We start from the raw sequence: 25,595 nt of genomic DNA on the forward strand, positions 1-25,595 counted from the left end.
TCGTGTCGGTCCCCCCGGCAAGGTCGGCGGTCGCAACCGCGAGTGAATAGGTCGGCGATCAGTTTAATGGTTCGCGCGGAACACTATCCCGCTGGTACGCGCGGTTCATCCCGGAGATCGGCCGCGGCGCCGGTAATGCGGTTTGCCGCCAGTTTCCCGGAGAGCAGCGCCGTCGGCACGCCGACGCCCGGCGTGGTGCCGCAACCGGCGATAACCACATTGTCGCTGAAACGCGGGAAATTCCGCGGTCGGAACGGACCGGTCTGCCGGAAAAGGTGGGCGACGGAGAACGGCGTGCCCGCGATCATCCCCTGCGCCAGCCAGGTCGCCGGGGTGTCCAGGTGATCGACGGTGAAGTGTTGGGCGATCCCGCGGTAGCCGCGCGTCTCCAGTACCTCGAGCAGTTCGCGTAGGTAAGGGCCCGCCAACCGGTCCCAGTCGAGCGGGGCGCTCGCCAGGTTGGGGCAGGGCGCGAGCAGCGAGAACGGCTCGTGCCTGCCGTCGGGCCGGTCGATGTAGAGCGTGGGATCGGTCAGCGCGGGGCGGGTCAGCAGCAGCGACGGGTCGCGCATCAGCCGTCCGCGCGCGGTGAGCCTGCCGCCGCGGCGCGGCGCGACGGCGATCTCGTCGAAGGTGGTTTCCCACGCCGCGCCGAAATCGATGGTGTGGTGCGCCTGCACCGGCCAGCTCGCGGCGACGTCGGCCGGAATCGTGCCGTGCGCGACCACGGCGGACGGCGCGGCCCGCAGTCCCCGTCGGCGGCGCACGCCGAAGCGTTCGATCGAGCCGAGATCCGCGGTGAGGACCACCGCGTCGCAGTCGACCGTGCGTCCGTCGGTGGTGCGCACCCGGCGGGCGCGTCGGCCTTCGTACTCGATCCCGGCCACCTCGGTGTTCAGGTGCAGCGTCCCGCCCGCGGCGGTGAACGCCTCGGCCATGGTGGCGGCGATGGCGCGCATCCCGCCTTCGGGGAAGTAGACGCCGAGCGAGGTGTCCATGTGCGGGATCGCGCCGTAGACGGCGAGCGCGTCGGCGGGCGCCATGCCCGCGTAGAGCGCCTGGAAGGTGAACAGCCGAGCCAGTCGGCGGTCGGTGAGTATCCGGCCGACGCGCGGTCCGAGTCTGCCGAACCCGCCGAGCCGCACCAGTTCGAGCAGCGCGGCGCGTTTGCGCGGAGAGCGCACCATGTCGAGCGGCGAGTCGAAGTTGGTGTCCATGAATTCGGTGAACTCGGCGCGGTAGACACGTGCCAGCCAGTCCCGCAGCTGTCGGTAGCGGCGCGCCTCGTCGCGGCCGCAGGTGCGGGCGACCTCCTCGGCCATCGCGTCCGGGTCCGCGAACACCCGGATGGTGGAATCGTCGGCGAAGCGGGCGTGATAGCTCGGCGCGAGCCGGTGGATGCGCAGCGGTGTCGGGCCCGACTCGAGGGTCCGGCCCACCGCGGCCAAGGCGTCGGTGATCAGTTCCGGAAGCGTCAGCACCGTCGCGCCGTTGTCGATCTCGTAATCGGGCCCCCGGTACCTGCCGACCCGGCCGCCGGGATGATCGGCCCGTTCCAGCAGCGTGACCGACCGCCCCGCGCCGGTGAGATACAGCGCGGCGGCAAGCCCGGACAGGCCCGCGCCCACGACGACCACCCGATCGGTCGGTCCCGCAACGGTTTTCATCTGACTTCTCCTCGACCGCCGGGCACGGCGGTACTGCACACGACACTCTGCCTCGGCCCGCGCCGCGTCCGTTCCAGTGGAACGCGGCCGTTCGCACGCCGCGGCGGGCCGGTGCGGCGTGCGTTTCGCGCACCACGATGATTCCCGTGCCTGCCGGTCGGTAGGTGGATCGCTACGCGGTGCGCGCCGCCGGTCGCCTCGCGACGTCCGGCGTTGAAAGACGGAGATTCAGTCCTCGGCCGACTCGGTGTCCCGCGGCGCCGAGCACGCGCGGGGGACACGGACGCCGCGCCGGGTCGGCAGAGCGGCGCCGAGAATCAGTCGACGTTCGGTCAGCGCGGCGGTGGACTTCCCGCGGCGCTTGGCGGTGCTGCGCGGGGCCGGTCCTGCGCCGACGGCGATCACGCGATCGGCTGGTCCCACAACGGCTTTCATGCGGTCCTCCTGGTTGCGGCCAGTGCCATGCCGCGTAGTTGCTCTTTGGCGGCGGGGGTGGCCGAGCTGGAATCGATGGCGGCTAGGCCGCGGTCGGTGAGGTCGGCGATGCGGTGTTCCACGTCGTCGACGGCGCCGAGCTCGGTGAGCACGGCGCGCAGGCGCGTAACGTCCTCGGCGCCGAGATCGGTGCCGATGCTGGTGCGCAGCAGGTGCGCGGCGGACGGATCGGTGGCGTCGGCGCGGCGCAGCGCCTCGGCGAGCAGCACGGTGCGCTTGCCCTCGCGCAGGTCGTCGCCGGAGGGTTTGCCGGTGACCTCCGGATCGCCGAACACGCCGAGCAGGTCGTCACGCAGCTGGAAGGCGATCCCGATGTCGGTGCCGAAGGTGCGGTAGGCCGCGATCAGGTCCGGGTCGGCGTCGGCGATGGCGGCGCCCAGGTGCAGCGGGCGCTCCACGGTGTAGGCGGCGGTCTTGTAGCGGTTGATGCGCAACGCGGCATCCACCGACTCGTCGCCGACCGCTTCGCCGTTGATGTCGAGCAGCTGCCCACCGAGCACCTCGGTGCGCATCATCGCCCAGACCGGCGCGAACCGCGCGAGCGCCGCCGGGTCGAGACCGGAGGCGTGCACCAGGTCGTCGGCCCAGGCCAGGGCGAGATCGCCGATCAGGATCGCGACGCTGACGCCGAAGTGCGCGGCGTCGCCCGCCGAGCCGCGCTCGCGGTGGCGCTGCTCGAAATCGACGTGCACCGTGGGGAAACGGCGGCGGGTGCGCGAGGAATCGATGATGTCGTCGTGGATCAGCGCGCACGCCTGCACCAGTTCGAGCGCCGAGCAAGCGGCGAGCACCGCACCAGCTTCCGCGCTGTCCGGGTCGCCGCCCGCGCCGAGCCAGCCGGTCCAGGCGAACGCGGGCCTGGTGCGCTTGCCGCCGCGGAGCACGAACATCTCCAGCGCGTCGGCGGCGTCGACGAAGACCGGGCCGAGCGGCTCGACGATCGGCCGCCGGGTGGCGAAGAACGCGGTGAGCCGGTCCTGCACGGCGGCGACGAAGTCGGGCGTGCCGGGACTCGGCGTCCGTGGCGCGTCGGCGACGGACGTTGCCGGGGTTCTTGTCGGAGTACCGGGTCCGGCGGACAGAGGAACCTCCAGGGTCACGGGTGTGGTCGCGCCGGTCGAGCGCGACTGGTTCGTTGTGTGGGCGAGCGCGCGTCACCGCCGCCCGGTTCGGCGCGATCGCGGCGCACGTCCGGTCCGGCCGCAGCGATAGTGGTGCCGTATCAGAGAATACGCGGCCTTTCGATCCCGTCGTCGACCAACCTCCACGCCGGGAAATCCCGTGCCGACACGGCCGTACGGCCGTCCCACTACACTGAACCGGTGACTTTCGATTCCGTGCGGGGACGTTCGACCCCAGGGCGACCGTCCCCGACGCCACCGATCGTCTCGGGAACACCTTCGGTCGTGCAGAGCTTGCAGGTGCATTCCGGCCGGATGGTGCCGTTCTCCGTCGAGTTCAACCCGCCGCGCGACGCCGCGGGCGAGGCTCGGCTCTGGCGCGCGGTACGCGAGTTCGAGCGCATGCATCCGGCGTTCGTGTCGATGACGTACGGCGCGGGCGGTTCCACCAAGGATCGCACCGTGCGGGTGACCGGTGAGCTCGCGCAGGAGACCACCCTGCTGCCGGTGGCGCACCTGACCGCCGTCGGGCACAGCGTGGCCGAGCTGCGCTCACTGGTCGGCGCGTACGCCGACTCCGGCATCCGCAACATCCTGGTGCTGCGCGGCGACCCGCCCGGCGACCCGCTCGGCGAGTGGCACAAGCACCCGCAGGGCGTGGAGTACGCCGAGGAACTGGTCCGCATCGTGCGCGATCTCGGCGATTTCCACGTCGGCGTCGCCTCGTTCCCGCAGGGGCACCACCGCTCGCCGGACCTGGACTCCGACACCGCCTACCTGGCCGCGAAACTGCGTGCGGGCGCGGAGTATTCGATCACCCAGATGTTCTTCGAGGTCGACCACTACCTGCGTCTGCGGGATCGGGTCGTCGCGATGGATCCGGTCGAGGGCGCCAAGCCGATCATCCCGGAGCTGATGCCGATCACCTCGCTGCGCACCGTGGCGAGGGCCGAGGAGTTGTGCGGTCGCGAGCTGCCCGCCTCGGTGCTGGAGCGGCTGCGCAAGGCGGCGGGCGACGGTCCGGAGGAGGACCGGGCGGCGGTCCGCGAGGTCGGCATCGAGATCGCCACCGAGATGGCGCAGCGGCTGATCGACGAGGGCGCGCCGTGCCTGCACTTCATCACGCTGAATTTCGCCAAGGCGACGAGCGAGGTGCTGACGAACCTCGGCTACGGTGTCACCGCCGCGCCCATGAGCGCCTGAAGAATGCCCCGCCGACCCGGCGGGGCATTCGCGTATCAAGCCGCCCGCGCCGCCCGTGACCCCCACGCCTCGGCCAGCAGCCGATGGGATTCCAGCCGGTCCGCGTGATCGTGCGTGACGCTGGTCACCAGCAGTTCGTTCGCGCCGGTCACCCGTTGCAGCGCGGCGAGCCGTTCCACCACCGTGCCCGGCGACCCGACGAACTGGGTCGCCAGCCGATCGTCCACCAGCCGCAGCTGGTCCGGGGTGAGCGGACCCGCGGTCTCCGGTGCGAGGAACTCGGTCGCGCCCGTTCCGGCGCGAATGCCGTACACCCAGTGCCCGTAGCCCGCGGCCAGTCGCTCGGCCTTCGCGTCGTCGGCGGCGACGACCACGTCGGCCGAGACCACCACGTACGGCTCGGCCAGGTACTCGGACGGACGGAACGCCGCGCGGTAGGCGGCGACGGCGTCCAGCGCGGTCCCCGGCGCCACGTGATAGGCCGCGGCGAACGGCAGACCGAGACGGCCGGCGAGTTCGGCGCTCTCGCCGCCCGAGCTGCCGAACAGCCACAGCTGCACCTGTGCGTTCTCACCCGGCGTCGCGTGCAACGGGATGCCGTCCGCGCTGGTGTAGGTGCCCGCGAGCAGGGCGCGCACCTCGTCGAGCTGGTCGGCGAAGTCCGGCGCCTGTGCGCCCGGCTGTTGCAACGCGCGCAGCGATGCCAGGTAGCGGGACCGGTCGACGATGCGACCCGGATCGAACGGCGGCGGGATCACCACGCCGTCCCGGATCTCGGTGCGCCCGGTGGCGGTGTCGACCACCGGGCGCCCGCCCTTGGGATGTTCCGGCTCCGAACCGAATTGAGCCCGCCGATGCCCCGAACGCCCGAGCCCGAGGTCCAGACGTCCGGGATACAGGGCGTCGATGGTTCCGAACGCCTCGACGATCGACGCCGAGGTGTGGTGGCCGATCTGCACCGCCGCCGAACCCACCCGAATCCGGGAGGTGTTGGCCGCGACCAGCCCGATCAGGGTGATCGAGCTGGAACTGGCCACCGCGACGAAGTGGTGTTCGGCGAGCCAATACCGGTGGTAGCCCCACTGTTCGGCGCGCTGGGCCAGTTCGACGGTGTTGCGCAGCGCCTGCTGCGCGGTCGAACCGGCGCTGATCGGAGCCAGGTCGAGGATGGAGAGGGGGACCGTCACGCCTGCCCCTTTCCGAGCCGCGGATCCTGCTCGCCCGCCTCGATGGCCACCCGCAGCCGGTTCTGCACGGGCGCCACCGGGCAGGTGGCGAAATCGGTGAAGGCGCAGGGCAGATTGGCCGCCCGGTTGAAGTCGAGCAGCACCGCGCCGTCGGCGTCGGGCACTGCGATGCTCAGTGACCTGGCCGCGGTGTAGGTGGTGACGCCGCTGGTGGCGTCGGTGAACAGGACGCGCAGTTCGGCACCGGCCTGGAACGCGACTACGCGCTCGGTGACCGCGCCGAGGGTGAATTCGATGGTGCCCGTGGCGGTGTGGTGATGTTCGAGGCCGTCGACCACGGCCGCGGTGACGACGTCCTGCGGCTCGGCGAACGCCTCGAAACGGCCGGGCACGATCCAGCGCTGATCCGGCTGGTACGCGGGAATGCCCGTGAACGCGGCCAGCGACGGGGCGGCAGGGTCGTGGACCCGCACCGCGTAGCGCCCGGTGCGCCGGATGACCTCGAGCACGCGCTGTTCGTGGCGCACCTCGAGTCCCGGCGCGCCTTCGGCGGGGGTGAGGATCTGCACGCCGGCGATGCCGGTGCCGTCGAAGACGAGCCGGTCGGCCGGTTGGGCGGTGATGAACACCTTGTTGTCGGTGACCCACCAGGTGCCGGGCAGGCCGGGCAGCCGTTCGGGTTGGTCGGTGAGCCAGTGCAGCGCGGTCAGGCTCAGGAAGCCGAGCCGGTCGCGCAGCCGGTCCTCCCTGGCGTCGTGCCAGGCGGCCCACTCGGAGTCGAAAGTGGTTGCGGTGGTTGCGGTCATAACGCTCTGGCTCCTTCGTGGACGGATGTGCGGTGACGTGGATGACGCAGGCCGAGATGGTCGCGCAGGGTGTCGCCGGTGTACTCGGTGCGGAAGCTGCCGCGCTCTTGTAGCTCCGGGACGACGCGGTCGACGAACTCGTCGAGCCCGCCGGGGGTGAGATGGGGGACGAGGATGAAACCGTCGGCGGCGTCGGTCTGCACGTATTCGTCGATGCGCTCGGCGACCTCGGCGGGGGTGCCGACGAACTGCTGGCGCGCGGTGACCTCGATGATCAGCTCGCGGATGCTGAGCTTCTCGGCCTCGGCCTTGGCGCGCCACGCCTCGGCGACCGCGCGCGGATCCTTCGCGTGACGCACCCGTCCCCTGGTGATGTTCACGTCGCCGGAGGGATCGACGTCGGGCAGCGGTCCGTCCGGGTCATAGCCGGAAAGATCACGGCCCCAGACCTGTTCGAGGAACGCGATGGCGGTTTGCGGACCCACCTGCTGGTAGCGGATGTGCCTGGCCCGGTCCTCGGCCTCGGTGGCGGTGTCGCCGAGCACGAAGGTGGCGGCGGGCAGGATCTTCAGTTCGTCGGGTCCGCGGCCGTATTTGGCCAGGCGGCCCTTCATGTCGGCGTAGAAGGTGCGTCCGGCCTCGAGGGTGCCGTGGCCGGTGAAGATGGCGTCGGCGGTGGCGGCGCCGAATTCGCGGCCGTCGTCGGAATCGCCCGCCTGCAACAGCACCGGATGGCCCTGCGGGCTCGGTGGCAGGACGAAGCGCGCGGCGATGTCGAATTGCGCGCCGCGGTGGCGGGTTTCGGGAATGTTCCTGGCGAACACGCCCGCGTCGCGATCGATGACCAGCGCGTCGGCGGGCCAGCTGTCCCACAGCGCGCGCGCCACCTCGATGGTCTCGGCCGCGCGGCGGTAGCGGTCGGCGTGCTCCAGATATCCACCGCGGCGGAAGTTCTCGCCGGTGAACGCGTCGGAGGAGGTGACGACGTTCCACGCCGCGCGTCCGCCGGACAGGTGATCCAGCGACGCGAACTGCTTGGCCAGCTCGAACGGTTCGTTGTAGGTGGAGTTGATGGTGCCCGCCAGTCCGAGCTTCTCGGTGACACCGGCCAGCGCGTTGAGCACCGCGAAGGTGTCCGGTCTGCCGACCACGTCCAGATCGTGGATGCGCCCGAGGTGTTCGCGCAGCCGCAGACCTTCGGCGAGGAAGAAGAAGTCGAACAGGCCGCGCTCGGCGGTGCGGGCCAAGTGGACGAAGGACTCGAAGTCGATCTGGCTCTTGGACGCCGGATCGCTCCAGACCGTGGTGTTGTTCACCCCGGGGAAGTGCGCGGCCAGATGGACGGTCTTGCGCGGCTCGGCGGAACTCACGACGGTGTTCCTTCCTGAATCGTGGCGTAGCGGCTCGGCGGGCGCGGCAGATCGAGCCGCTCGCGCAGGGTGGTGGCCGGTGCGGGCGGGGCGGTCGGTAGGTGGCGCAGGGTGGCCTGGACCGCGAGCGGACGCAGCACCACTCCGTCGGCGGCATTTGAATCGGCGACGGCCGCAAGCAGTTCGCTGAGCGAGTCACCGGTGCCGATGTGACGAAGCGCCGAGCCGGTCGCCCTGGTGCCGACATGCGGCGCTGTGTGTTCGGCACCGCCTTGCGGCGCTGTGCGCTCGGCACCGCCTTGCGGCGCTGTGTGTTTGGCACCACCTTGCGGCGCGATGGGCTCGGCGCCGCCTCGCGACGAGGCGGGCGCGCCGGACAGCGGCGCGGTGGCCGACGCCGACCAGCGGTCCAGCTCGGCCAGTTCCGCGTACGCGCGCTCGGCGGTATCGGCCAGGTGGATATCGATGTCGATCAGCACCCGCACCGCGTCCGGGTCGCGATCCGCGCCGAGCAAGGCGCTGCGCAGCGCGGCCCGCCTGGCGTGCGCGGCGTCGAGATCCGGTGGGGCGACGCGGATCAGGTCGGCGCGGCGCACCGCGACCTGGATGCTCGGCCCTTCGTCGGCGCGGACCGCGACAATCGGTTGACCCTGCGGCGAGCGCGGCGTGATCGACGGCCCCTTCACCGAGAAGTTGTCGCCCGCGTAATCGATGTAGTGCAGCTTGTCTCTATCGATGAAGCGCCCGGTCGGCAAGTCGCGGATCTCCGCGTCGTCCTCCCAGGAATCCCACAGCCGGGTGACCACCTCGACGGCTTCGTCCGCCTCGTGCCACAGTGCCGCGGGGTCGCGAGCGCCCTTGCGGCCGAACGCCTTCGCCTGCTCGGCGCCCTCGGACACGGTGACCTCCCAGCCCGCACGGCCGAAGGTGGCGAAATCGAGACTGGCGATCGCCTTGGACAGGTGGAACGGCTCGGTGTGGGTGACCGGCGCCTGCGGCAGCAGACCGATGCGGTGCGTTGCGGCGGCGACCCGTGCCGCGATGGCGACCGCGTCGAGTCTGCCCTGTGCGGTCGCGGCGCCGCCTGGCTGCAACCCGAAAGAATCGGGCAGGAAAACCGCGTCCGCCCCGGCTTTTTCGACGGCGGTGATCGCGTCGACCCAGTACGCGGCGGTGAACAGGTCCTCGGCGCGCGAATCCCGGCGTCGCCACGACGCGGGATGCGCGCCGGTCCCGGTGAGTTCCACCGCGAGGAAGAAATCCGAATCCGGCATCATGCCGTCCTTTCCGTTGCGAAATCCACGCTCCCCGTGCGGACGGCGGGGATCGCGGCGAGCAGTTCCCTGGTGTAGTCGTGGCGCGGATCCGCGAAGAGGCGTGCGGTGCGGCCGTATTCGACGATGCGGCCGCGGCGCAGCACCGCCACGTGATCGCTGATCCGCCGCACCACGGCCAGGTCGTGCGAGATGAACAGGTAACTCAGGTCGAGCTCGGACTGCAGGCGGTCGAGGAGGTCGAGGATCTGCGCCTGCACCGAGGCGTCCAGCGCGGAGACCGGTTCGTCGAGCACCAGCAGGTCGGGGTGCAGTGCGAGCGCACGGGCGATGGCCACCCGCTGGCGCTGTCCGCCGGACAGTTCGGCGGGGCGACGCTCGGCGAAACGCTCCGGCAGCGCGACCTGCCCGAGCAATTCCCGCACCCGGTCGCGGCGGGCGGCACGATCGCCGATCCCATACGCGCGCAGCGGTTCCTCGATGATCGCGCCGACGCGCCAGCGCGGATCCAGTGAGGAGTACGGGTTCTGGTACACCACCTGGAACCGGCGCCGCAGCGCCCGTAGCCTGCCGCGGCGGGCCGCGAGCAGATTCTCGCCGTCGAAGACGACGCTGCCATGGTCGGCGTCGGTGAGCCGCAATGCGATCCGCGCGGTTGTCGACTTTCCGGAGCCGGATTCGCCCACCAGGGCCAGGGTTTCGCCGCGGCCGAGCTCGAATCCGATGCCGTCGACCGCCGTGACGGCGTCGCCGGAGCGGGTGTGGAAGCGCTTGCGCACCTCGCGCAGCACGAGCAGCGGTTCCCCCTCGCGCGGCCGTTCCGGTCGCGGCGGACCGGGAGCCAGGCTCGGCGACGAGCTCAGCAGCCGTTTGGTGTAGGGGCGGCGCGGCGCGGCGAGGATCTCCGCCGTCGGCCCGGACTCGACGACTTCGCCGCCCGCGAGCACCACCAGCCGATCGGCGCGTTCCGCGGCCATCGCCAGATCGTGGGTGATGAGCAGCACCGCCGTGCCGCGCGCGGCGGTGCGCTCGGCGAGCCGGTCGAGCACCCGGCGCGCCACCGTGGCATCCAGCGCGCTGGTCGGCTCGTCGGCGATGATCAGCTCCGGTCCGCAGGCCAGGGCGATGGCGATCAGTACCCGCTGGCGTTGCCCGCCGGACAGCTCGTGCGGATATTGATCCGCCCGCAGTTCCGGACGATCCAAGCCGACCTCGGTCAGCAGCTCCAGCACACGTTCCTGCGCACCCCGCCGGGCGACGAGCCGGTGCACGAGCAGCGCCTCCGCCACTTGATCGCCGACGCGCCGAACAGGATTCAGCGAGAGGCCGGGGTCCTGCGGTACGAACCCGATCCGCACCCCGCGCAGCCTGCGCAGCGTCCGTTCCGAGCTAGTGTCGACCCGTTCGCCGTCGAAAGTGATGGTGCCCGAGGTGATCTCGGCGGTCGCTCCGAGCAATCCGATCACCGAATGCGCCAGTGTCGACTTCCCGGAACCGGACTCGCCGACCAGCGCCACCACCTCGCCGCGGGCGATACGCAGCGAGGCGGCCGTCAGCGCCGTGACCGGCCCGCCCGAGGAGCGATAGTCGACCCGGAGCCGATCCACCCGCAACAGGGCGTCTTCGGCGCGACCCTCGTCCTGACGTCGATCGAGACGTGGGCTGCCTTCGTCCTGACGTCGATCGGGACGCGCTGTGTCGTTGTCGGTGCTCGACCGGGTCGAGGCGCCCGTCGGTGGCCCGGTCGTCTCGGGGCGGGCTGATCGCGTAACGCGACTCGTGTCCGCGGCCGCCCGGCTCTCGGCTTCGCGGTCACCGGGCGGTGACTCCACATTCGGCCATTCGATTTTGGCATCACCTAGCGGGACTGATCGAGCTTCCGAACGCGCTGCCTGATCGTCCGAAACGGGTTGTGCCGAGGGCGATTCGCGCTCTTCGGTCGGAGCTCGGCTGTCCAGTCGGACGTCGGTCAGCGCATCAGCGGCGCTCTGCGCACCGGTATCGGGTGGCGCGGCGACGCCGTGTTCGGCGGGTTGCCGGTCGGCGCGGGCGGTGGTCGGATCGCTCACGGCTGATCGGTCCTTCCTGCGGCACGGCCGAGGCGCTGGGCGGCCAGCACGACGGCGATGATCACCAGCCCGGGCAGAGTGGTGAGCCACCAGGCGGTGGCGAGGTAGTTGCGGCCCTCGGAGATGAGCGAGCCCCACTCCGGCGTGGGCGGTTCGGCGCCGTAGCCGAGGAAGCTGAGCGCCGAGACCGAGAGCACCGCCATGCCGAACTCGACCGCGGCGAGCGCCAGCACGGGCTGGTACGAGTTCGGCAGGATGTGCCGGGCGAGCACCGTGTACCAGCGCACCCCGGAGGCGTGCGCCGCCTCGACGTACACCGCGCGCCGCACCCGCAGCACTTCCGAGCGCATCACCCGCGCGAAGTTGGCGATCAACGAAACACCCACGGCGATAGCCACATTGCGCGTTCCGAAGCCGAGCGCGGTGACCAGCGCCAGGGAAAGCAGTAGCGACGGAATGGAGAGCAGTACGTCCACCACGCGCATGGCGACCGCGTCGACCACCCCGCCGGTCGCACCGGCCAGCAGACCGAGCAGCGAGCCGACCACCACGGCCAGCGCGACGGCGGACAGCGTGGCGGTGAGCGACAGCCCCGCGCCGTGCACCATCCGCGTGTACAGATCGCGCCCGAGGTTGTCGGTGCCGAACCAATGCTGCGCGCTGGGAGCCTGGAACTTCTCGGCGGGTACCCCGATGAGCGGGTCACCACTGGCGAACAGCGACGGCGCCAGCGCCCACCCGAGCACCAGCAGCGCCACCGCCGCCGAGAGAATCAGCGCGGCGTTGCGCCGGAGGTCGTCCGGGCTCGGCAGGCGGAGTCCGGGCAGTGCGATGCGGCGAGTCTTGTCCAAGCCGAGCACGTCAGGCACGGACGAGCACCTCCTCCGCGATGTCCTCCGCGTCCGTCGCGCCGTCGTCCGCCGACCGTGCGCCACGCGCCGCGATCCGCGGGTCCAGCAGCGGATACAGCAGATCCACCGCCAGATTCACCGCGACGAACACCAGCGAGGTCAGCAGCACGATGCCCTGCACCACCGGAATGTCCTGGGCCAGTACGGATATCTGGGTCAGCCTGCCGACGCCCGTGCGGGCGAACACCGTCTCCACCACGACCGAACCGGCGAGCAGATTGCCGACCAGTACACCGGCGATGGTGAACGCGGGCACGCTGGCGGGCCGGGCCACGTGCTTGCGCTGCACCCACCAGCGCGACGCGCCCTTGGCCAGCGCGACTTCCGTGAACGGCTGCCGCCAGGTCGACTCCAATCCGGCCGCGAGCACCTGCGCGATCACCGCGCCGATCGGTAGGGCCAGCGTCAGCGCGGGCAGCACCGTGCCGCGCAGCCCCTCCCCGCCGAACGCGGGCGCCAGCCGCCAGTGGAACGAGAACAGTTGCAGCAGGATGAGTCCCGTCCAGAACGTCGGCACCGCGACACCGAGCGGCGGTAGCGCGGCGAGCAGGTCGCGCAGCCACGGCTTGCGCGTGTAGGTGGCGGCGAAGGCCAGCGTCACACCGCCCACGGTCGCGAAAAGCAAGGCGAGCGCGGCCAATCCGAGTGTCGAGGGCACGGCTTCGCCGATCGCCTCGGTGACCGGACGGCCGGTCGAGATGGACAGCCCGAGATCGCCCTGGATCGCGTTCCCCAGCGCGGTCGAGTACTGGTCCCACAGTGGACGATCCAGACCGTAGCGGGCCTGCATCTCGGCTATCGCGGCCTTGTCCACCGTCGCGCCCCCGCCGCCGTCGGCCGCGATGGAGACCGGATCGGCGGGCAGCAGGTAGAGCACCACGAACGAGATGCTGAACGCGGCCCACAGCACCCACATCGCCTGCAGGACGCGCAGCGCCAGATAACGGACCATCTCAGTGCCCGCTCAGCCAGGTGTCGAAGAACTGCAGCCGCGCCGACGCCTCGAACTTCAGGTCCCTGGTGTTCGCGGCGGCGCCGATGGCCTGGGAGAGTTCGATGGTCGGGATCCACAGCCCGGCGTCGAGAACCTGCTGCTGGGCGGTGCGGACGAACGCGGTGCGGGCGGTGGAATCGGCCGCGCCGAGCTGCCCCTCGAGGGCGTCGTCCAACGCCGGAATACGGTCGCGGGCATTGAGATTGCGGCCGTCGACACCGAACACCGCGCGCAGGATGTCACCGTCGGCGCGGGTGGTGTTGTAGTAGGTGATGTCGAAGTCTTTGGCGTTCTGCCGCGCGGTGTAGTCCGGCGTGGACACCAGGTCCAGCTTCAACTCGACGCCCACCTGTCGCAGCTGCTGCTGCGTCAGCTCCAGAATGGCCTGGTTTCCGGCGAAGGCCTGGCTGAACAGCACCGAGAACGACAGGCGCTCACCGTTCTTCGCGCGGATACCGTCGGCGCCCGGCGCCCAGCCCGCCTGGTCGAGAACGCCCTTGGCCTTGGCCGGGTCGTAGGCCAGCCGGGCCGAGAAGTCCTGGTAGCCGGGTGTGGTGCTGGACAGCGGACCCGAAGCCGGATTGAACTGGGGCCCGAGCACGGTGTCCACCAGCTGCTTGCGGTCGATGGCGGGCAGCAGTGCCTGGCGCACCACCGGGTCGCGCAACGGACCGCGGGTCACGTTGGCCTGGAAGCCGAACGGCACACCGGGGTTGACCGTGGTGAGCAGTCGCGCGCCCGCGGCTTCCAGCTGCGGCAGGTCCTGCGGCAGTGCGTCGCTGATCGCGTCGAGCTGACCGGAGACGAGACTGCCGGTGCGCACACCGGATTCGGGCACCACCGTGAACTCGATCCCGTCCAGGTACGCCTCGCCCTGGTGCGCGAACACCGCCGAGCCCCAGCGGTATCCGGCGCGTTTGGCCAGCTTCGCCGACTGATCCTGTCGCCAGGCCGCGTAGGTGAACGGCCCGGTGCCGATGTTGTCACCGAGGCAGCGCTGCTCGGCGGGCTGGGCTGTCGTCGCGTCGGCGAGAATGCCCAGCTGCGTGGTCGAGGAGGCTTGCAGGAACTGGGCATTGGGCTTGCTGAATTCCACCCGCGCCGTCAGCCGATCCACGGCGGTAGTGCCCACGTAGTTGGTGAGATAGCTGGCGCCGAGCGGAGCCTTCGCCCCGCCGAGCCGCTGCACCGAATCGAAGGTGTTGCGCACCGACTCCGCGGTGAGCGGGGTGCCGTCACTGAAGGTGACGCCGTCGGCGAGGTGGAAGGTGAACACCTTGGCGTCCGGACTGATCTCCCAGCTGCGCGCGAGCCACGGCCTGATCTCGCCGGTCCGCGGATCCTGGTCGGTGAGCGAATCGACGATCTGGCGTGTCACGTAGAGGGTTTGGTTGGTTCCGGCCTGCGCCGGATCGGAGCAGGTCGGCGCCTGGGACAGGCCGTAGCGCAGCGTGCCGCCGGGGCGCGGCGGGCCCGCGTCGTCCCCCGGCGCGCTCGAATCGCTGCCGCAGGCGGCCAGGGCGCTCGTCGCGGCGAGCGCGCCGACCAGCGCGAGAATTCGATGGCGGGTTCGGATCACGATGTCGCTCCAATGAGTTCGGTGCTCGAGGCCAACGGCCTGCTGGGGATGCGGCGGCGCAGTTCCGGCGCCACCTCGGTTTGGAAGAGTTCGAGGCTTTCGCGGTGTTCGGCGACGCCGCGTCCGTCGCGCTCGGCGGACAGGTGGATGACCTCGTGGCCGAACCGCTCGTGCTGGCGGCCGACCTTGTCCACGATTTGTTCCGGGCTGCCGATCAACGCCGAACTGCGCGCGACGAAGTCGTCGAGTGTCTCGAAGACGATGGGCAGACCGAGCTTCCGGCTCAACGCCAGCCGCGCTTCGAAGATCGGCCGGTAGGCGGCCAGCGCCTGCTGCGAGGTCCGTGCCACGTGGAAGCCCGCTGTACCGGCCCCGACCAGCGCCTCGGCCGGATCGTGGCCGTAGTGCTCCCACCGTTCCCGGTAGTGGCGCACAAGCTCGGCGTAGGGCTCGATCGGGTTGGTGACGTTGGCCGAGAACAGCGGATCACCGTGGCGCGCGGCGAGTTCCACCGAATCGCGGCTGGTAGCGCTGCCGTGCCAGATCCGGATCCGGGGCTGGAACGGGCGCGGCAGTGCCCTGGCCCGCTCCAGCGGCGGACGGAACCGCCCCGACCAGGTGACGCTGTCGCTGGCGAATCCTCGTGCCGCTCACCGACGGCGAAGCCGTCGTAGCCGAGATCCTCGGCGAGCCTGGCCTGTTCGACTACCGAACGCAACCGTTGCCTGGTGTCGGGCAGCACCCCGGTCCGCGGCTCGGGCACTCGCGTCACCAGCGTGAACAACAGGAATTTCATGCCGTCGCCTCCCATTCGCCGAGGTCGAGGAACTTCTCGAAGGGGTGCGGGCCGACCGCTTCCGCGGGCAGCGCGGGGTCGTAGAGCGCGGTGTACCCGGCCGCCAGGTACAGCCCGACCGCCTCGGGCTGGCGCGGTCCGGTCGTCAGATAGACGCGCCGGTACCCGCGGACGGCGATCTCGGTCTCCAATCGCTCCAGAACGAATCGGCCGAGACCGCGCCTGCGGTGCTCGCGTGCGGTCCAGATCCGTTTCAGCTCGGCGGTTGTCGCGTCGAACTGCTGAAAAGCGCCGCCCGCCACCGGCTCTCCGTCCTGGATGACCACGAGCAGCCCGCCCCCGGGCGGGGCGAAGTGCGCGGCCGGATATCCGCGCAGGTCGGAGTGCACCTCGCCGGGAGTGCGGCCGTAGCGGCTGCTGTACTCGAGCGCCAGCTCGGCCAGCAGCGGCGCGGCCAGCGGGTCGTCCTGGGCGACCCAGTGCGCCCGGCGGATCGTCGACATTCCCCGTGTCATCGGATCACCGCTGCTTCGGTAGACCGGGCGGGTTGATCCGCGATTCGGTGACTGCCTCGGTCCGCAGTCCCCAGCGATCGATGACCCGCTGGTAGAGACCGGACTCGATGGCATGCCGCAGCGCCTTCTGGACGGCGCCGATCAGGCCGTTGTTCTTCTTCGTCAGCACGCCGATCTCGCCTTGCAGCGCCTCGCCCGCGCCGGAGAACGTAGCCACGATCTTGGTCTGGTTCGCCGTGCTCACGTGATAGATCGCGGTCGGATTCGGGCCGAGGTAGCCGTCGAGCCGCTGCGAGGCGAGCGCGAGATAGTAGTCGCTGGTCTTGTCGTAGTAGGCGATCTCGATGGCGGGCAGCCCCTCGGCGCGGTTCTGCTCGTTCCATTTCACCAGCAGCTGTTCCTGGTTGGTTCCGGTGCCGACGCCGATCCGCCTGCCCGCCAGGCTCTTCCGGTCCTGGTACTGGAGATCGCTCTTGGCGGGCACCTCCAGCGCGACGTTGTCGTGGCGGTAGGTGGCGAAGTCGTACTTCTCCTTGCGCTCCTCGGTGACGGTCACGTTCGAGATGAAGGCGTCCACCTCACCGGAGTCGACGCGCACGAAGTTCTGCGACCAATCCGCCACACTCGCGACCAATCTCAGTCCGAGGATGTCGGCGACCAGCGAAGCGAAGTCGACCTCGGAGCCGACCACCGTCTTGTCGTCGGTGGCGTAGAAGCGCAGTGGCGGCGCGGTGCCCGACGCGCCGGTCACCACCAGGGTCCCTCGGTCGCGGATGGCCTGCGGGACCTCGGCGGCGATGGCGTCGACCTTGTCCGCGCGCACGCGGCCGGACTGCTCGGGGGACAGATCGAAGGCGACCGTGCCGTCGGAGGAGACCTGGCGGTCTTCGTCGGGGTCGGTGCCGCACGCGGTGACCAGCAGCGCGGCCGCGGCGAACGCGGCGACCATGGCGGGGAACTTCATCGGAAACCTGTTCGTGGAGGGGAGGGCTGGGGCGCTGGATGGGACCGGCGTCGCGGCGCTCATCGGACTCGGGACAGAAAGGCGCGGGTGCGCGGATGGCTCGGGTTGTCCAAAACCTCGGCGGGCGTGCCCTGTTCGACGATCACGCCCGCGTCGAGGAAGACCACCGTGTCGGCGACCTCGCGGGCGAAATCGATTTCGTGCGTGACGATCACCAGCGCGGTGCCGTCCTCGGCCAGATCGCGGATCACGTCCAGCACCTCGCCGACTAGCTCGGGATCCAGCGCCGAGGTCGGCTCGTCGAAGAGGATCACCCGCGGCCGCACGGCCAGCGCCCTGGCGATCGCCACCCGCTGCTGCTGTCCGCCGGACAGCCTGCGCGGATAGGCGTCGGCGAGTTCGCCGATGCCGACACGCTCCAGCAGCGCCTTCGCCTCGCGCTCGACCTCGCCGCGGTCCCTGCGCTGGGCCGTGAGCGGCGCGAGGGTGACGTTGTCCAGCACCGTCAGATGCGGGAAGAGGTTGAACTGCTGGAAGACGAAACCGATGCGGGAGCGCTGTTTACGGACCTCGCGATCCGGCAGCGGATACAAGACGTCGCGCCGAAGCCGGTAGCCGATCAGCTCGCCATCGATGTGCACGGTGCCCGCGTCGACCGGCTCCAGGTGGTTGAGCACCCGCAGCAGTGTCGACTTGCCGGAGCCGGACGGGCCGATCACCGCGACCACCTCGCCCGCGCGCACCGTCAGATCGATGCCGTGCAGGATCTCGGTGCGACCGAAGGACTTCCGCACGCCGGTGAGCCGCACGGCGGGCGTCTCGAGCGCGGTCATCGGGTGGCTCCCCGCGGCGCGGCGGAACCCAGCTCGGCGATCTCGCGGACCCTGCGGCGCAGCCTCTGCAGCGGGGTCGGCGGCGGGGTGCGCTGGGCGCCCTTGGCGTAATGGCGCTCGATGTAGTACTGCGCCATCGTGAGAATCGTGGTCAGCACGATGTACCAGACCGTCGCCACCATGAGCAGCGGCACCACCCGGCCGTTGCGGCCGTAGATCACCTGCACCTGGTAGAAGAGCTCCGCGATCGCCATCACCGAGACGATCGAGGTGCCCTTGAACAGGCTGATCACCTCGTTGGTCGCGTTCGGCAGGATCGAGCGCATCGCCTGCGGCACGACGATCGTGCGGAACTGCCGCCAGCGCGGAATCCCCAGCGACGCCGCCGCTTCCAGCTGACCGGGATCGACCGAGATGAGCCCGGCGCGGATGATCTCGGCCGAATAAGCGGCTTGGTGCAGCGCTAGGCCGATCACGGCGGCGGTGAATCCGGTGATCACACCGTTGACTTCGAAGGTGAGGAACTCCGGTCCGAACGGAATACCCAGCGAGAGAGTCTGATACAGGTAAGCGATGTTGAACCAGAACAGCAGCTGCACGATCATCGGAATCGAGCGGAACGCCCAGATGTAGACCCACGCGATCACCCGCAGCACCGGATTGTTCGACAGCCGCGCCACGGCGAGCAGGGTTCCGATGAGGAAACCGAGCGCGGTGCCCCACAGCGTCAGCTCCAGAGTCACCCGCAGCGCTGTCAGTACCGACCGTGCGGTGAAGTACTTCGCGAACGTCGGCCAATCCCAGCCGGGATTGGTGGCCAGGCCGTGCACGAATTGGGCGAGCAGCACCAAAGCGGCGGCGCTGATCACCCAGCGCCACGGGTGGTACGTGCGCGCGATTCTGGGGGTGGGTCGAGTGCCGGTTGCCGTGATAGTTGCATTCGGCTGTCCGGCGGCATCCGGGTAACCCGCAACAGGACCGAGTTGGTTTGTGACAGACGGGGATTCGCTGACCGTCGCGCCAGGTCGGTCGGCGGTTTCGCCGAGCCGATCCGGGGCTGCGGCGGGTTGGTTCGCCGCTGTGCCAGGTTCGGCTACGCCCGAGCCGAGCTGGTCGGTGGCAGCACCGGGTCGGCTCGCGGCTGAGCCGAGTCGGTCGCCGGTGGCGGCGGGTCCGCTCACGTCTGAGCTGGGTTGGTTTGCTGTGACGGACCGGTTGGCGGAGCCGGGGGGATCGGCGTCTTCCGCCGCCGCCGCATCGGATGCGAGGGACGCACTCATTTCGAGCCCTTCGGGAGAATCGAACGCGACCGCGCCACGCGCTGGTCACCGCACCCGGCCAGCGACGGGTGCACGGTCTGGCGCTGGATCAGCGCGGACAGCTGGCTGAGGTTCGGCGGCAGGGCTCGGTGTGGCGTCGGGTCCGGCGGGCGGCGTTGCGTGGGCGAATCATTCGGTCCTCCATCGTTCCTGGCGGAAGCACCCGCACCCGGTTGTCCGGGGGGTTGCTGCGACGTCGGCGAGCCAGGTCTCTCGGTCGCTCTGGATGGTGTTGCGGACCCCGGTCCGCTCCGGGCGCAGCAGGGGTCGAGCCGAATCATCATGCGGAGCAGGGCATGCGCCGGACAAGGTTAGAAATCAGGGTGAGCGCAGCCCTGGTTCCGGACGGAACGACCGGTGATCATTGCGCGGGTCGGCCGGTCGGCTGCCCGAAAACGCTCTGAGATGCGGGTGCAAGCCGACGCGCCGAAAACTTGCCGATTGCCGAAACGGCTGCTGAGCGAGTTTGCCGGAGTACCGTGTCCTCACCGTGCCGACGATGAGGAGCACCGCTGTGACCCTGTTGCGCCGCTTCACCACTCTCACCGCCGCCGCGACCGGTTCGGTCGCGCTGGCGTTCGGCGTCTGCGCCCCCGCCGTGGCGGCGCCCGCCCCCGCACCCGCCGCACCCTCGGCCGCCACCGAACTGGTGGGCAAACAGCAGGCCGCCGCACCGGGCGACCTGCTCGGCGCCTACCAGTCCACCGTGGAGGCGCTGCGTGGATTCGGGATGGACCCGTTCCTGTACCCGACCGCCGCGGCGTTCTGCGGCAACGGCAGCACCTTCGGTCTGGTGCCCGCCGTCGCGGGCGCGATGCCGGGACCGTGGCCCAAGACCACGGTGTCCATTCCCGGTCTGGATCTGACGGCCGTGAAGTCCGGCCAGACCATGTTCACCTTCGTGCCCTACGGCGTGAACCAGGACAGCCGCAATACCGCGGGGATGCAAGTGGCCTGGCTGAACATCAGCAACGGCCGCAGCGGCATCACCAAAATGGGCCCGCTCGCCGACATCTTCCGCGCGATGATCCCCGCCGAGGTGCCCGCCGACCTGCGCCCGCACGCCGAACGCGCCGTCCAGGAGTTCTTCTTCGCGGCACTCCCCGTCGGCGGCATCCGCGCCGTCCCCGTCGACACCGGCAAGGGCACCGTGCTCGCCGCCGTCTTCGGCACCGTCGACAACGGCAACCAGTCCTGCTTCTTCCTCCCGACCGTCGGTATCACCTCGGTCCCGTAAGGCTCCGGCCTCCGACGACTCCGGCTCGGTCCTGTGACCGAGCCGGAGTCGTCTTCTGCGCCAGCAGGATGTTCCCCGCCACGTCTCGGGTGCAGGGGCGCTGGAAATCGGCGGTAGTGCTCAACGATCCTCGGGTTCGAGGGGTTGATGGGGCGCGCCTGCTCAGGTGATCTCGGGCAGCGCGCGGCCCTTCCAGCGCAGTGCCCCAAGGCTTTTCGCGCGGTGGGAGCGGAGGACCAGGCGCTGATAGGCGGCGACCGATACGGGATGGGCCAGGCCCGCGAGCACGTCGGCGCGGCGGAGGGCGCCGCCGGATTCGAGGGATCGGGCGAGGAGTCGACCGGTGACCGCGGCGGCGTAGCCGAGCGCGCCGGTGCGGCGGGTCGGTCCGCTGCCGAACAGGGCGGCGAGCGGGGGAAGCCAATAACCGAGTGCGAGGGCGGTTCCCACGGCGGCGGCCGCCGCGGGTGAGCCGCCGTAGGCGGACCAGAGCCAGCGCGTGTACCCGGCCTCGATCTCCGCCGCGCCGCGGTACATGCGGGTGCGGGCGAGGTGCCCGGCGGCGACGAGATGGGTGGTGTGGCCGGCGCGGCGGAGGGCGCGGGCGATGTCGAGGTCCTCGACGGGGCTGTGCGCCACCGAGGCGTGCCCGCCGATGGCGCGGTAGGCGGCGGTGTCGAAGGCGAGGAACTGGCCACAGGCGACCGCCGTCGAGGGACGGTGGCCGCGGTTGCCGAGCACGATGGGCAGCGTCGACGCCCAGGACCAGCAGAGCAGCGGCTGCACCAGCGCCTCGGCGATGGACTCGGCTCGCTGCGTCGGCCACGGCGAGACCAAAGCCGCGCCCCGATCGCGAACCGCGCGTGCCGCCGCGGCGATGGCTCGCGGGGCCAGCCGCACATCGGCGTCCAGGAAAACCAGGATCGGCGTGTCGACGAGTTCGGAAAGGCGGGCGCACGCGGCGGCTTTGCCGGTCCATCCTGCGGGCGGTTCGGCCTCCGAACGGATGACCTCGAAGCGGGGATCACCCGCGATCGCCTCCCGCGCGGCCGCCGCGGTGCCGTCGGTGGAACCGTCGTCGAGGATCAGCACCCGAAGGCCGGGCACGCCGGTCTGCGCGCGCAGATCGGCGATCAACGCGGGGAGCCGCTCCGCTTCGTCACGAGCCGGTACGCACGCGGTAACCGCCTCGGCCGCTTCGGCATTCGCGTCCAATCGCGGCGTCGAGAGCCGATTGATCAGCGCGGTACCGCAACCCGCGAGTGCGATGGCCGTGCCGATCCGCACCAGCGCGATCAGCGGAACTGCTTGACCGTCCGCCACCAACGCCGCCAGGAGAACTGGTGCTCGGGAACTTCCGGCGCGGCGGGGTTGCGATCCATGTACGCCATGGCCGCGACGATGGCGGCGACCGCGAGGGTGATGCCGCCGACGATGCCCGCCCAACCCGCGAACGAGCGGGTGTTCGGGTCGGCGTAGTGGACCTCGGCGAGCACCCTGGACACCTCGCCGGGCGGCAGCTTCCAGGAGACGGTGGAATCGCCCTCGCGGTTACCGTTGGTCTTGGCTACCCGGGCCGGGAACGCGATGGTGAACTGCACGTCGGAGCCGTGCGGCGGCACCGACTTCAGGTCGACCCGCCCCTCCAGGCTGACCAGATCGCCGGTGCGCTTGAAGTTCAGCTGGAACATGCCCTGCGTCTGATCGGACAGCATGCCGAGCTGCTGCACCTCACCGAAGGACAGGTCCTCGAAGAACACCTTGCTGCCCAGGTAACCGTCCTGGTTGTAGGGCTCGACCCGCACCTTCGCCGCCAGGGTTTCGGGCGCCTTCAGCTGCGGACCCTTGTCCTCGGGACTCGCGGGCACCACCGCGGCGATGATCCGCCCGGACACCCGGTCGTTGGACGACACACCCATCGACACCTGCACCCGCAGGCACCCCGCCAGCACCGGAGCCAACAGCACGGCGAGCAGCACGCCCGCGGCTACCCGCACCCTGGTACGGGGTGCGCGCGGCGACGGTCGGACCGGGACTTCGGGCATCGTGGCGGCGGGACTCGGTTGCACGGCTCACATCGTGCCAGGCCCGACGTCCGAATCGCCACGCGGCGGGCGCGACACGACGACACACCCCGTCCCGCCTCGCCTGTGCCGGGCCGAATGGATCAGGAGCGGCACGCCGAGCGGCGCCATGCCGAGGGCGCCGTACCAGGCCGAGTAGGGAAGATCGAGGAAGACGGCGTGGGCGAGAATGGAGCCGAGCCAGGTCCAGAGGAAGATTGCGACGGGCACGGTCAGCGAGGCGCCGGAGCGGGGTCGGGTGGGGGCGGGCGCGGCGCGGTCCCAGACTTCGAGCAGCAGCGCCATCAGCAGTCCGACGCAGAACCAGCCGAGGTAGTTGGTGAGCGGGATATGGGCCAGGCCCGGCAGCCCGGAATCGGTATCGCACCAGGTCCATTGACCGTCGGCCACCATCTGCGGATCGAGGAACAGGTCCCACCCCACCGCCCCGACCGTGGTGAGGACGACCCGGCCCACGGTCCCGCGGCTGACGATCCCGGCCACGATCCACACCGGATACATCCCGCCGGTCCAGGCCAGCGGCACCAGCAGCGGCACGCCCGCCAGCGACGGCCCGATCCGGTCCTGCGCGTACTCGTAACAGCCGAAGGGGATTCCGGTCGCCACGCCGAGCATCTCGGCGAGCAGGCCGAGCCCCGAGACGATCACCACAAACCCCAGCGCGTACCGAGTTCCGCGCGTCGAGGCGGCATGCGTGAGGGCCGTGCCCGCGGACAACAGCACGATCACCACGGTGATCCGATCCCGCGCCGCGCCCTCGGTGAGCGGATAGCCGATCTGCGCGAGCACGAGCGAGGCCGCGAGCAGCACCGGCACGGGGTGCCGCACCGACCGAATCATCGACCGAGCCTGTCGCACGCTCTCGTGTTCCGGCGTCCGCATCATCGGGTCCGTCATCGCTTGCGTGCGAAGGGGAACCGCCTGCGCCGAGCGTCGCGCAGGGCGAGCCGCGCCGCCGTCCGTCCGCTGGCGCCCGAGACGCCGCCGCCGGGATGGGTGGACGCCCCAGTCAGATACAGTCCGGGCGCATCGGGCACCCGCTGACCCGAGAGTTCCGGCAGCGGCCGCCACAGCATCATCTGGTCCAGCGACATCTCCACGTGCATCACATTGCCGCCGCGCAGCCCCATCTCCCGTTCCAGGTCGACCGGCGTCTGCACGAACCGCTCGCGCACGCTCGAGGCGAAACCCGGTGCGTACGAGTCGACCTCGGCGATGATCCGATCGCCCTCGCGATCGGCGTGCGCGGCCCAGTCGCTGCCGTCGGCCAGCCGATAGGGATGCCACTGCGCCCACAGCGAGAGCTGGTGTTCGCCCGGCGGCGCGATGCTCGGATCGAGCGCGCTGAAACTCATCGCCAGCACCACCGGCCGCGGCGGCAGATCGCCCGCCAGCGCCGCGCCGTGCGCGCGCCGCAGCTGCGCGCGGTCGGAGACGAGGAATTGCAGGCCGCGCGCGGATGCAGCCGGGGAGGCACCGGGATAACCCGGCAGCGCGTTCGTCGCGACCCGCACCACCATGCCGATGCCGGGCCCGACCCGGATGCGGCGCTGCCAGTCGTCCAGCGTCGCCTCGTCGAATCCGCCCGCGCGCAGCAGGTCCAGCGTGGTGAGGACGTGCGCGCCCGCGATCACCGCGTCGGCGCGCAGGTTCCGCCCGGACGCGGTGCGCACCACCCAGCCCTCGCCCGCGCGCCCGATCGAGGTGACGGCGTCACCCGCCGTCACCGTCGCACCGTCGGCGCGCAGCCGCGCGACCAGCGCCGCGCTCAACGCGCCACTGCCGCCGACCGCCCGCCCCGGCGGCAGCGTGTGCATCAGCGCCGCGAAGCCGACCATCGGCGCCGTGCCCGGTTCCGACATCGGCGGACCGGACTGCGCACCGAACCAGGCCAGCGACGCCTTGAGCCGTTCGTCGCGAAACAAGCTGTCCAGCAACGCGTCACCGGACTGCAGGAACTCCCTGGACAGCGCGCTGCCCCCGGCCTCGGCGTCCAGCCCCCAGAACGAGCGCAGCAGATGACCGGGCCCCGGCGCGCCGCCGAACGCGCGCATCACCCGCGCGCTGCGCGGACCCCACACCGCGACGAACCGCCGATACGCCTCGGCGTCGGCCGTCCCGCACGCCGCCGCGATGGACGCGCAGGTCGCGTCGACGTCGCGGTGGAAGACGAGCGGCGGCCGCCCCTCGGCATCGGCGGGCGTGAAACCCCACGGATCGCAATCGATATAGCGCAGTCCGAAGCGCTCCAGCTCGAGCTCCTCGACGATCCCGGTGTGCCGGATCATGATGTGCGCCGAGGAGCCGCGGTCCACCAGGTGTCCCGGGAAACGCTCGACCGTCGACACCGCGCCGCCGAGCACCTCGTCGCGCTCCAGCACCTCGACCCGATGACCCTCGCGCGCCAGATAACAGGCCGCCACCAGGGCGTTGTGGCCGGAACCGACGACCACCACGTTCACAGCGGCAGCCGCCTGCCGAGAATCGCGAAGGGCCGGTTGTCGCCCGCGAAGACGAAATGCCGGATGACGTCGGCGAATCCCTCCCTGCGGTAGAGCCGCCACGCGCGGTTCTCCTCGCCCGCCACCTCCGGCGTGGACAGCAGCACCGCGCTCTCGGTCCGGTCCTGGAGCAGCCTGCGCAGCAGAGTGGCGCCGATGCCGCGGCCCTGCGCGCTCGGGTGCACGTGCAACTCGGTCAGCTCGAAATAGTCCGAAAGCAATTCGCGCGCCGAGTGTTCCGGCCAGCCCGAGCGGCGCATCCCGCTGTGCACCTGCTGGTGCCACCACTGGTGCGGCGCGCCGCGGTAGCCGTAGGCGATGGCGACGATGGGCGAGGTGCGCAGGTCGACGCGGCCGTCCTCGTCGGGAAGCAGCGCGGCGACCGCCTGCCAGCCCGCGCGGGTGGTGTGCTCGGTCCACATCGGCGCGCGATGGTTCTCGGTGCCGCGCGGATAGTCCATCGCGGCGACATAGACCGCTAGCGCGTCGTGCAGCCGGTAGCGCAGATCCGCGACCGAGAGGTCGACGACGACGGGTGCGGGTGAGTGATGTGGCTTGACGGCTGTCATGGCTCTCGTCGGACCGCGCGGACGCGGAAAGTTGTCGGTGGGCGTCACTATATTCAAGCTCAATTCAAACGTTCGAATACCTGTTCGGTCCGCGCGGTGCA

At 70.7% G+C, this 25,595-nt stretch carries 22 protein-coding genes, 1 pseudogene and 1 riboswitch; of the genes and pseudogenes, 2 read left to right on the plus strand and 21 right to left on the minus strand.

What is annotated here, in order from left to right; translation table 11 throughout:
- Positions 1 to 83: 83 nt before the first annotated feature.
- The 3 genes from crtI to ABZV58_RS33690 all read right to left on the minus strand — a co-directional run bounded on the left by crtI (position 84) and on the right by ABZV58_RS33690 (position 3,256).
- Complete coding sequence (gene crtI / locus ABZV58_RS33680) at positions 84 to 1,667, minus strand: phytoene desaturase family protein (protein ID WP_355004232.1); 1,584 nt, start codon at positions 1,665 to 1,667, stop codon at positions 84 to 86.
- 228 nt (positions 1,668 to 1,895) lie between these two features.
- Positions 1,896 to 2,102, minus strand: a complete 207-nt coding sequence (locus ABZV58_RS33685) for a hypothetical protein (RefSeq protein WP_355004233.1) — start codon at positions 2,100 to 2,102, stop codon at positions 1,896 to 1,898.
- Entirely contained in the window at positions 2,099 to 3,256 is a 1,158-nt protein-coding gene (locus tag ABZV58_RS33690) for a polyprenyl synthetase family protein (RefSeq protein WP_355004290.1), read from the minus strand. Before ABZV58_RS33690 ends, ABZV58_RS33685 begins: the two co-directional genes overlap by 4 nt.
- A 228-nt stretch (positions 3,257 to 3,484) precedes the next feature.
- Between ABZV58_RS33690 and ABZV58_RS33695 the strand changes: the two genes are divergently transcribed.
- Complete coding sequence (locus ABZV58_RS33695) at positions 3,485 to 4,486, plus strand: methylenetetrahydrofolate reductase (RefSeq protein WP_355004234.1); 1,002 nt, start codon at positions 3,485 to 3,487, stop codon at positions 4,484 to 4,486.
- Positions 4,487 to 4,521: 35 nt separating this feature from the next.
- On the opposite strand, the gene ABZV58_RS33700 is transcribed toward ABZV58_RS33695, so the two are convergent.
- The 13 genes and pseudogenes from ABZV58_RS33700 to ABZV58_RS33760 form a co-directional block, all read right to left on the minus strand.
- Entirely contained in the window at positions 4,522 to 5,673 is a 1,152-nt protein-coding gene (locus ABZV58_RS33700) for an LLM class flavin-dependent oxidoreductase (protein WP_355004235.1), read from the minus strand.
- Positions 5,670 to 6,479: a DUF1684 domain-containing protein gene (locus ABZV58_RS33705; RefSeq protein WP_355004236.1), complete on the minus strand. Its 810-nt coding sequence runs from the start codon at positions 6,477 to 6,479 to the stop codon at positions 5,670 to 5,672. Before ABZV58_RS33705 ends, ABZV58_RS33700 begins: the two co-directional genes overlap by 4 nt.
- Positions 6,476 to 7,849, minus strand: a complete 1,374-nt coding sequence (locus ABZV58_RS33710; RefSeq protein WP_355004237.1) for an NtaA/DmoA family FMN-dependent monooxygenase — start codon at positions 7,847 to 7,849, stop codon at positions 6,476 to 6,478. The genes ABZV58_RS33705 and ABZV58_RS33710 overlap by 4 nt, the downstream gene beginning before the upstream one ends.
- The gene (locus tag ABZV58_RS33715) at positions 7,846 to 9,123 is read right to left on the minus strand and encodes an LLM class flavin-dependent oxidoreductase (protein ID WP_355004238.1); all 1,278 of its coding nucleotides are present in this window, start codon (positions 9,121 to 9,123) and stop codon (positions 7,846 to 7,848) included. The genes ABZV58_RS33710 and ABZV58_RS33715 overlap by 4 nt, the downstream gene beginning before the upstream one ends.
- Positions 9,123 to 10,739: an ABC transporter ATP-binding protein gene (locus ABZV58_RS33720; protein ID WP_355004291.1), complete on the minus strand. Its 1,617-nt coding sequence runs from the start codon at positions 10,737 to 10,739 to the stop codon at positions 9,123 to 9,125. The genes ABZV58_RS33715 and ABZV58_RS33720 overlap by 1 nt, the downstream gene beginning before the upstream one ends.
- Before the next feature lie 449 nt (positions 10,740 to 11,188).
- On the minus strand, positions 11,189 to 12,025 hold the full coding sequence (locus tag ABZV58_RS33725) for an ABC transporter permease (RefSeq protein WP_355004292.1): 837 nt from the start codon (positions 12,023 to 12,025) through the stop codon (positions 11,189 to 11,191).
- Positions 12,026 to 12,053: 28 nt separating this feature from the next.
- Positions 12,054 to 13,055 (minus strand): ABC transporter permease, encoded by a 1,002-nt coding sequence (locus ABZV58_RS33730; RefSeq protein ID WP_355004239.1) that lies wholly within the window; start codon positions 13,053 to 13,055, stop codon positions 12,054 to 12,056.
- Position 13,056: 1 nt separating this feature from the next.
- Entirely contained in the window at positions 13,057 to 14,679 is a 1,623-nt protein-coding gene (locus tag ABZV58_RS33735) for an ABC transporter substrate-binding protein (protein WP_355004293.1), read from the minus strand.
- Positions 14,673 to 15,472 (minus strand): annotated as a pseudogene (locus ABZV58_RS33740) (LLM class flavin-dependent oxidoreductase). The gene ABZV58_RS33735 and the pseudogene ABZV58_RS33740 overlap by 7 nt, the downstream one beginning before the upstream one ends.
- Complete coding sequence (locus ABZV58_RS33745) at positions 15,469 to 15,987, minus strand: GNAT family N-acetyltransferase (RefSeq protein WP_355004240.1); 519 nt, start codon at positions 15,985 to 15,987, stop codon at positions 15,469 to 15,471. Before ABZV58_RS33745 ends, ABZV58_RS33740 begins: the two are co-directional and overlap by 4 nt.
- A 4-nt stretch (positions 15,988 to 15,991) precedes the next feature.
- Positions 15,992 to 16,951 (minus strand): ABC transporter substrate-binding protein, encoded by a 960-nt coding sequence (locus ABZV58_RS33750; RefSeq protein ID WP_355004241.1) that lies wholly within the window; start codon positions 16,949 to 16,951, stop codon positions 15,992 to 15,994.
- Between the two features lie 59 nt (positions 16,952 to 17,010).
- Complete coding sequence (locus ABZV58_RS33755; RefSeq protein WP_355004242.1) at positions 17,011 to 17,784, minus strand: amino acid ABC transporter ATP-binding protein; 774 nt, start codon at positions 17,782 to 17,784, stop codon at positions 17,011 to 17,013.
- Entirely contained in the window at positions 17,781 to 18,716 is a 936-nt protein-coding gene (locus ABZV58_RS33760; RefSeq protein WP_355004294.1) for an amino acid ABC transporter permease, read from the minus strand. The genes ABZV58_RS33755 and ABZV58_RS33760 overlap by 4 nt, the downstream gene beginning before the upstream one ends.
- 525 nt (positions 18,717 to 19,241) lie before the next feature.
- Positions 19,242 to 19,336, minus strand: a riboswitch (SAM riboswitch).
- 266 nt (positions 19,337 to 19,602) lie between these two features.
- On the opposite strand from ABZV58_RS33760, the gene ABZV58_RS33765 reads away from it, so the two are divergent.
- Positions 19,603 to 20,340 carry a hypothetical protein gene (locus tag ABZV58_RS33765; protein WP_355004243.1) on the plus strand — a complete coding sequence of 246 codons (738 nt, stop codon included), beginning with the start codon at positions 19,603 to 19,605 and terminating at the stop codon, positions 20,338 to 20,340.
- 162 nt (positions 20,341 to 20,502) lie between these two features.
- On the opposite strand, the gene ABZV58_RS33770 is transcribed toward ABZV58_RS33765, so the two are convergent.
- The 5 genes from ABZV58_RS33770 to ABZV58_RS33790 are packed head-to-tail and all read right to left on the minus strand — an operon-like array spanning position 20,503 to position 25,494.
- A complete protein-coding gene (locus ABZV58_RS33770) occupies positions 20,503 to 21,663 on the minus strand; it encodes a glycosyltransferase family A protein (protein WP_355004244.1) in 1,161 nt (386 codons plus the stop codon).
- Positions 21,636 to 22,385, minus strand: coding sequence for a DUF3153 domain-containing protein (locus ABZV58_RS33775; RefSeq protein WP_355004295.1), 750 nt, complete (start codon positions 22,383 to 22,385; stop codon positions 21,636 to 21,638). Before ABZV58_RS33775 ends, ABZV58_RS33770 begins: the two co-directional genes overlap by 28 nt.
- A 27-nt stretch (positions 22,386 to 22,412) precedes the next feature.
- On the minus strand, positions 22,413 to 23,264 hold the full coding sequence (locus ABZV58_RS33780; protein ID WP_355004245.1) for a carotenoid biosynthesis protein: 852 nt from the start codon (positions 23,262 to 23,264) through the stop codon (positions 22,413 to 22,415).
- A gap of 53 nt (positions 23,265 to 23,317) precedes the next feature.
- Entirely contained in the window at positions 23,318 to 24,886 is a 1,569-nt protein-coding gene (locus tag ABZV58_RS33785; protein WP_355004246.1) for an NAD(P)/FAD-dependent oxidoreductase, read from the minus strand.
- Positions 24,883 to 25,494 carry a GNAT family N-acetyltransferase gene (locus tag ABZV58_RS33790; protein WP_355004247.1) on the minus strand — a complete coding sequence of 204 codons (612 nt, stop codon included), beginning with the start codon at positions 25,492 to 25,494 and terminating at the stop codon, positions 24,883 to 24,885. Before ABZV58_RS33790 ends, ABZV58_RS33785 begins: the two co-directional genes overlap by 4 nt.
- Between the last annotated feature and the right edge of the window lie 101 nt (positions 25,495 to 25,595).

The sequence above is a fragment of the Nocardia sp. NPDC004654 genome (genome assembly GCF_040609595.1).
In the GTDB taxonomy this organism is placed as follows: domain Bacteria; phylum Actinomycetota; class Actinomycetes; order Mycobacteriales; family Mycobacteriaceae; genus Nocardia.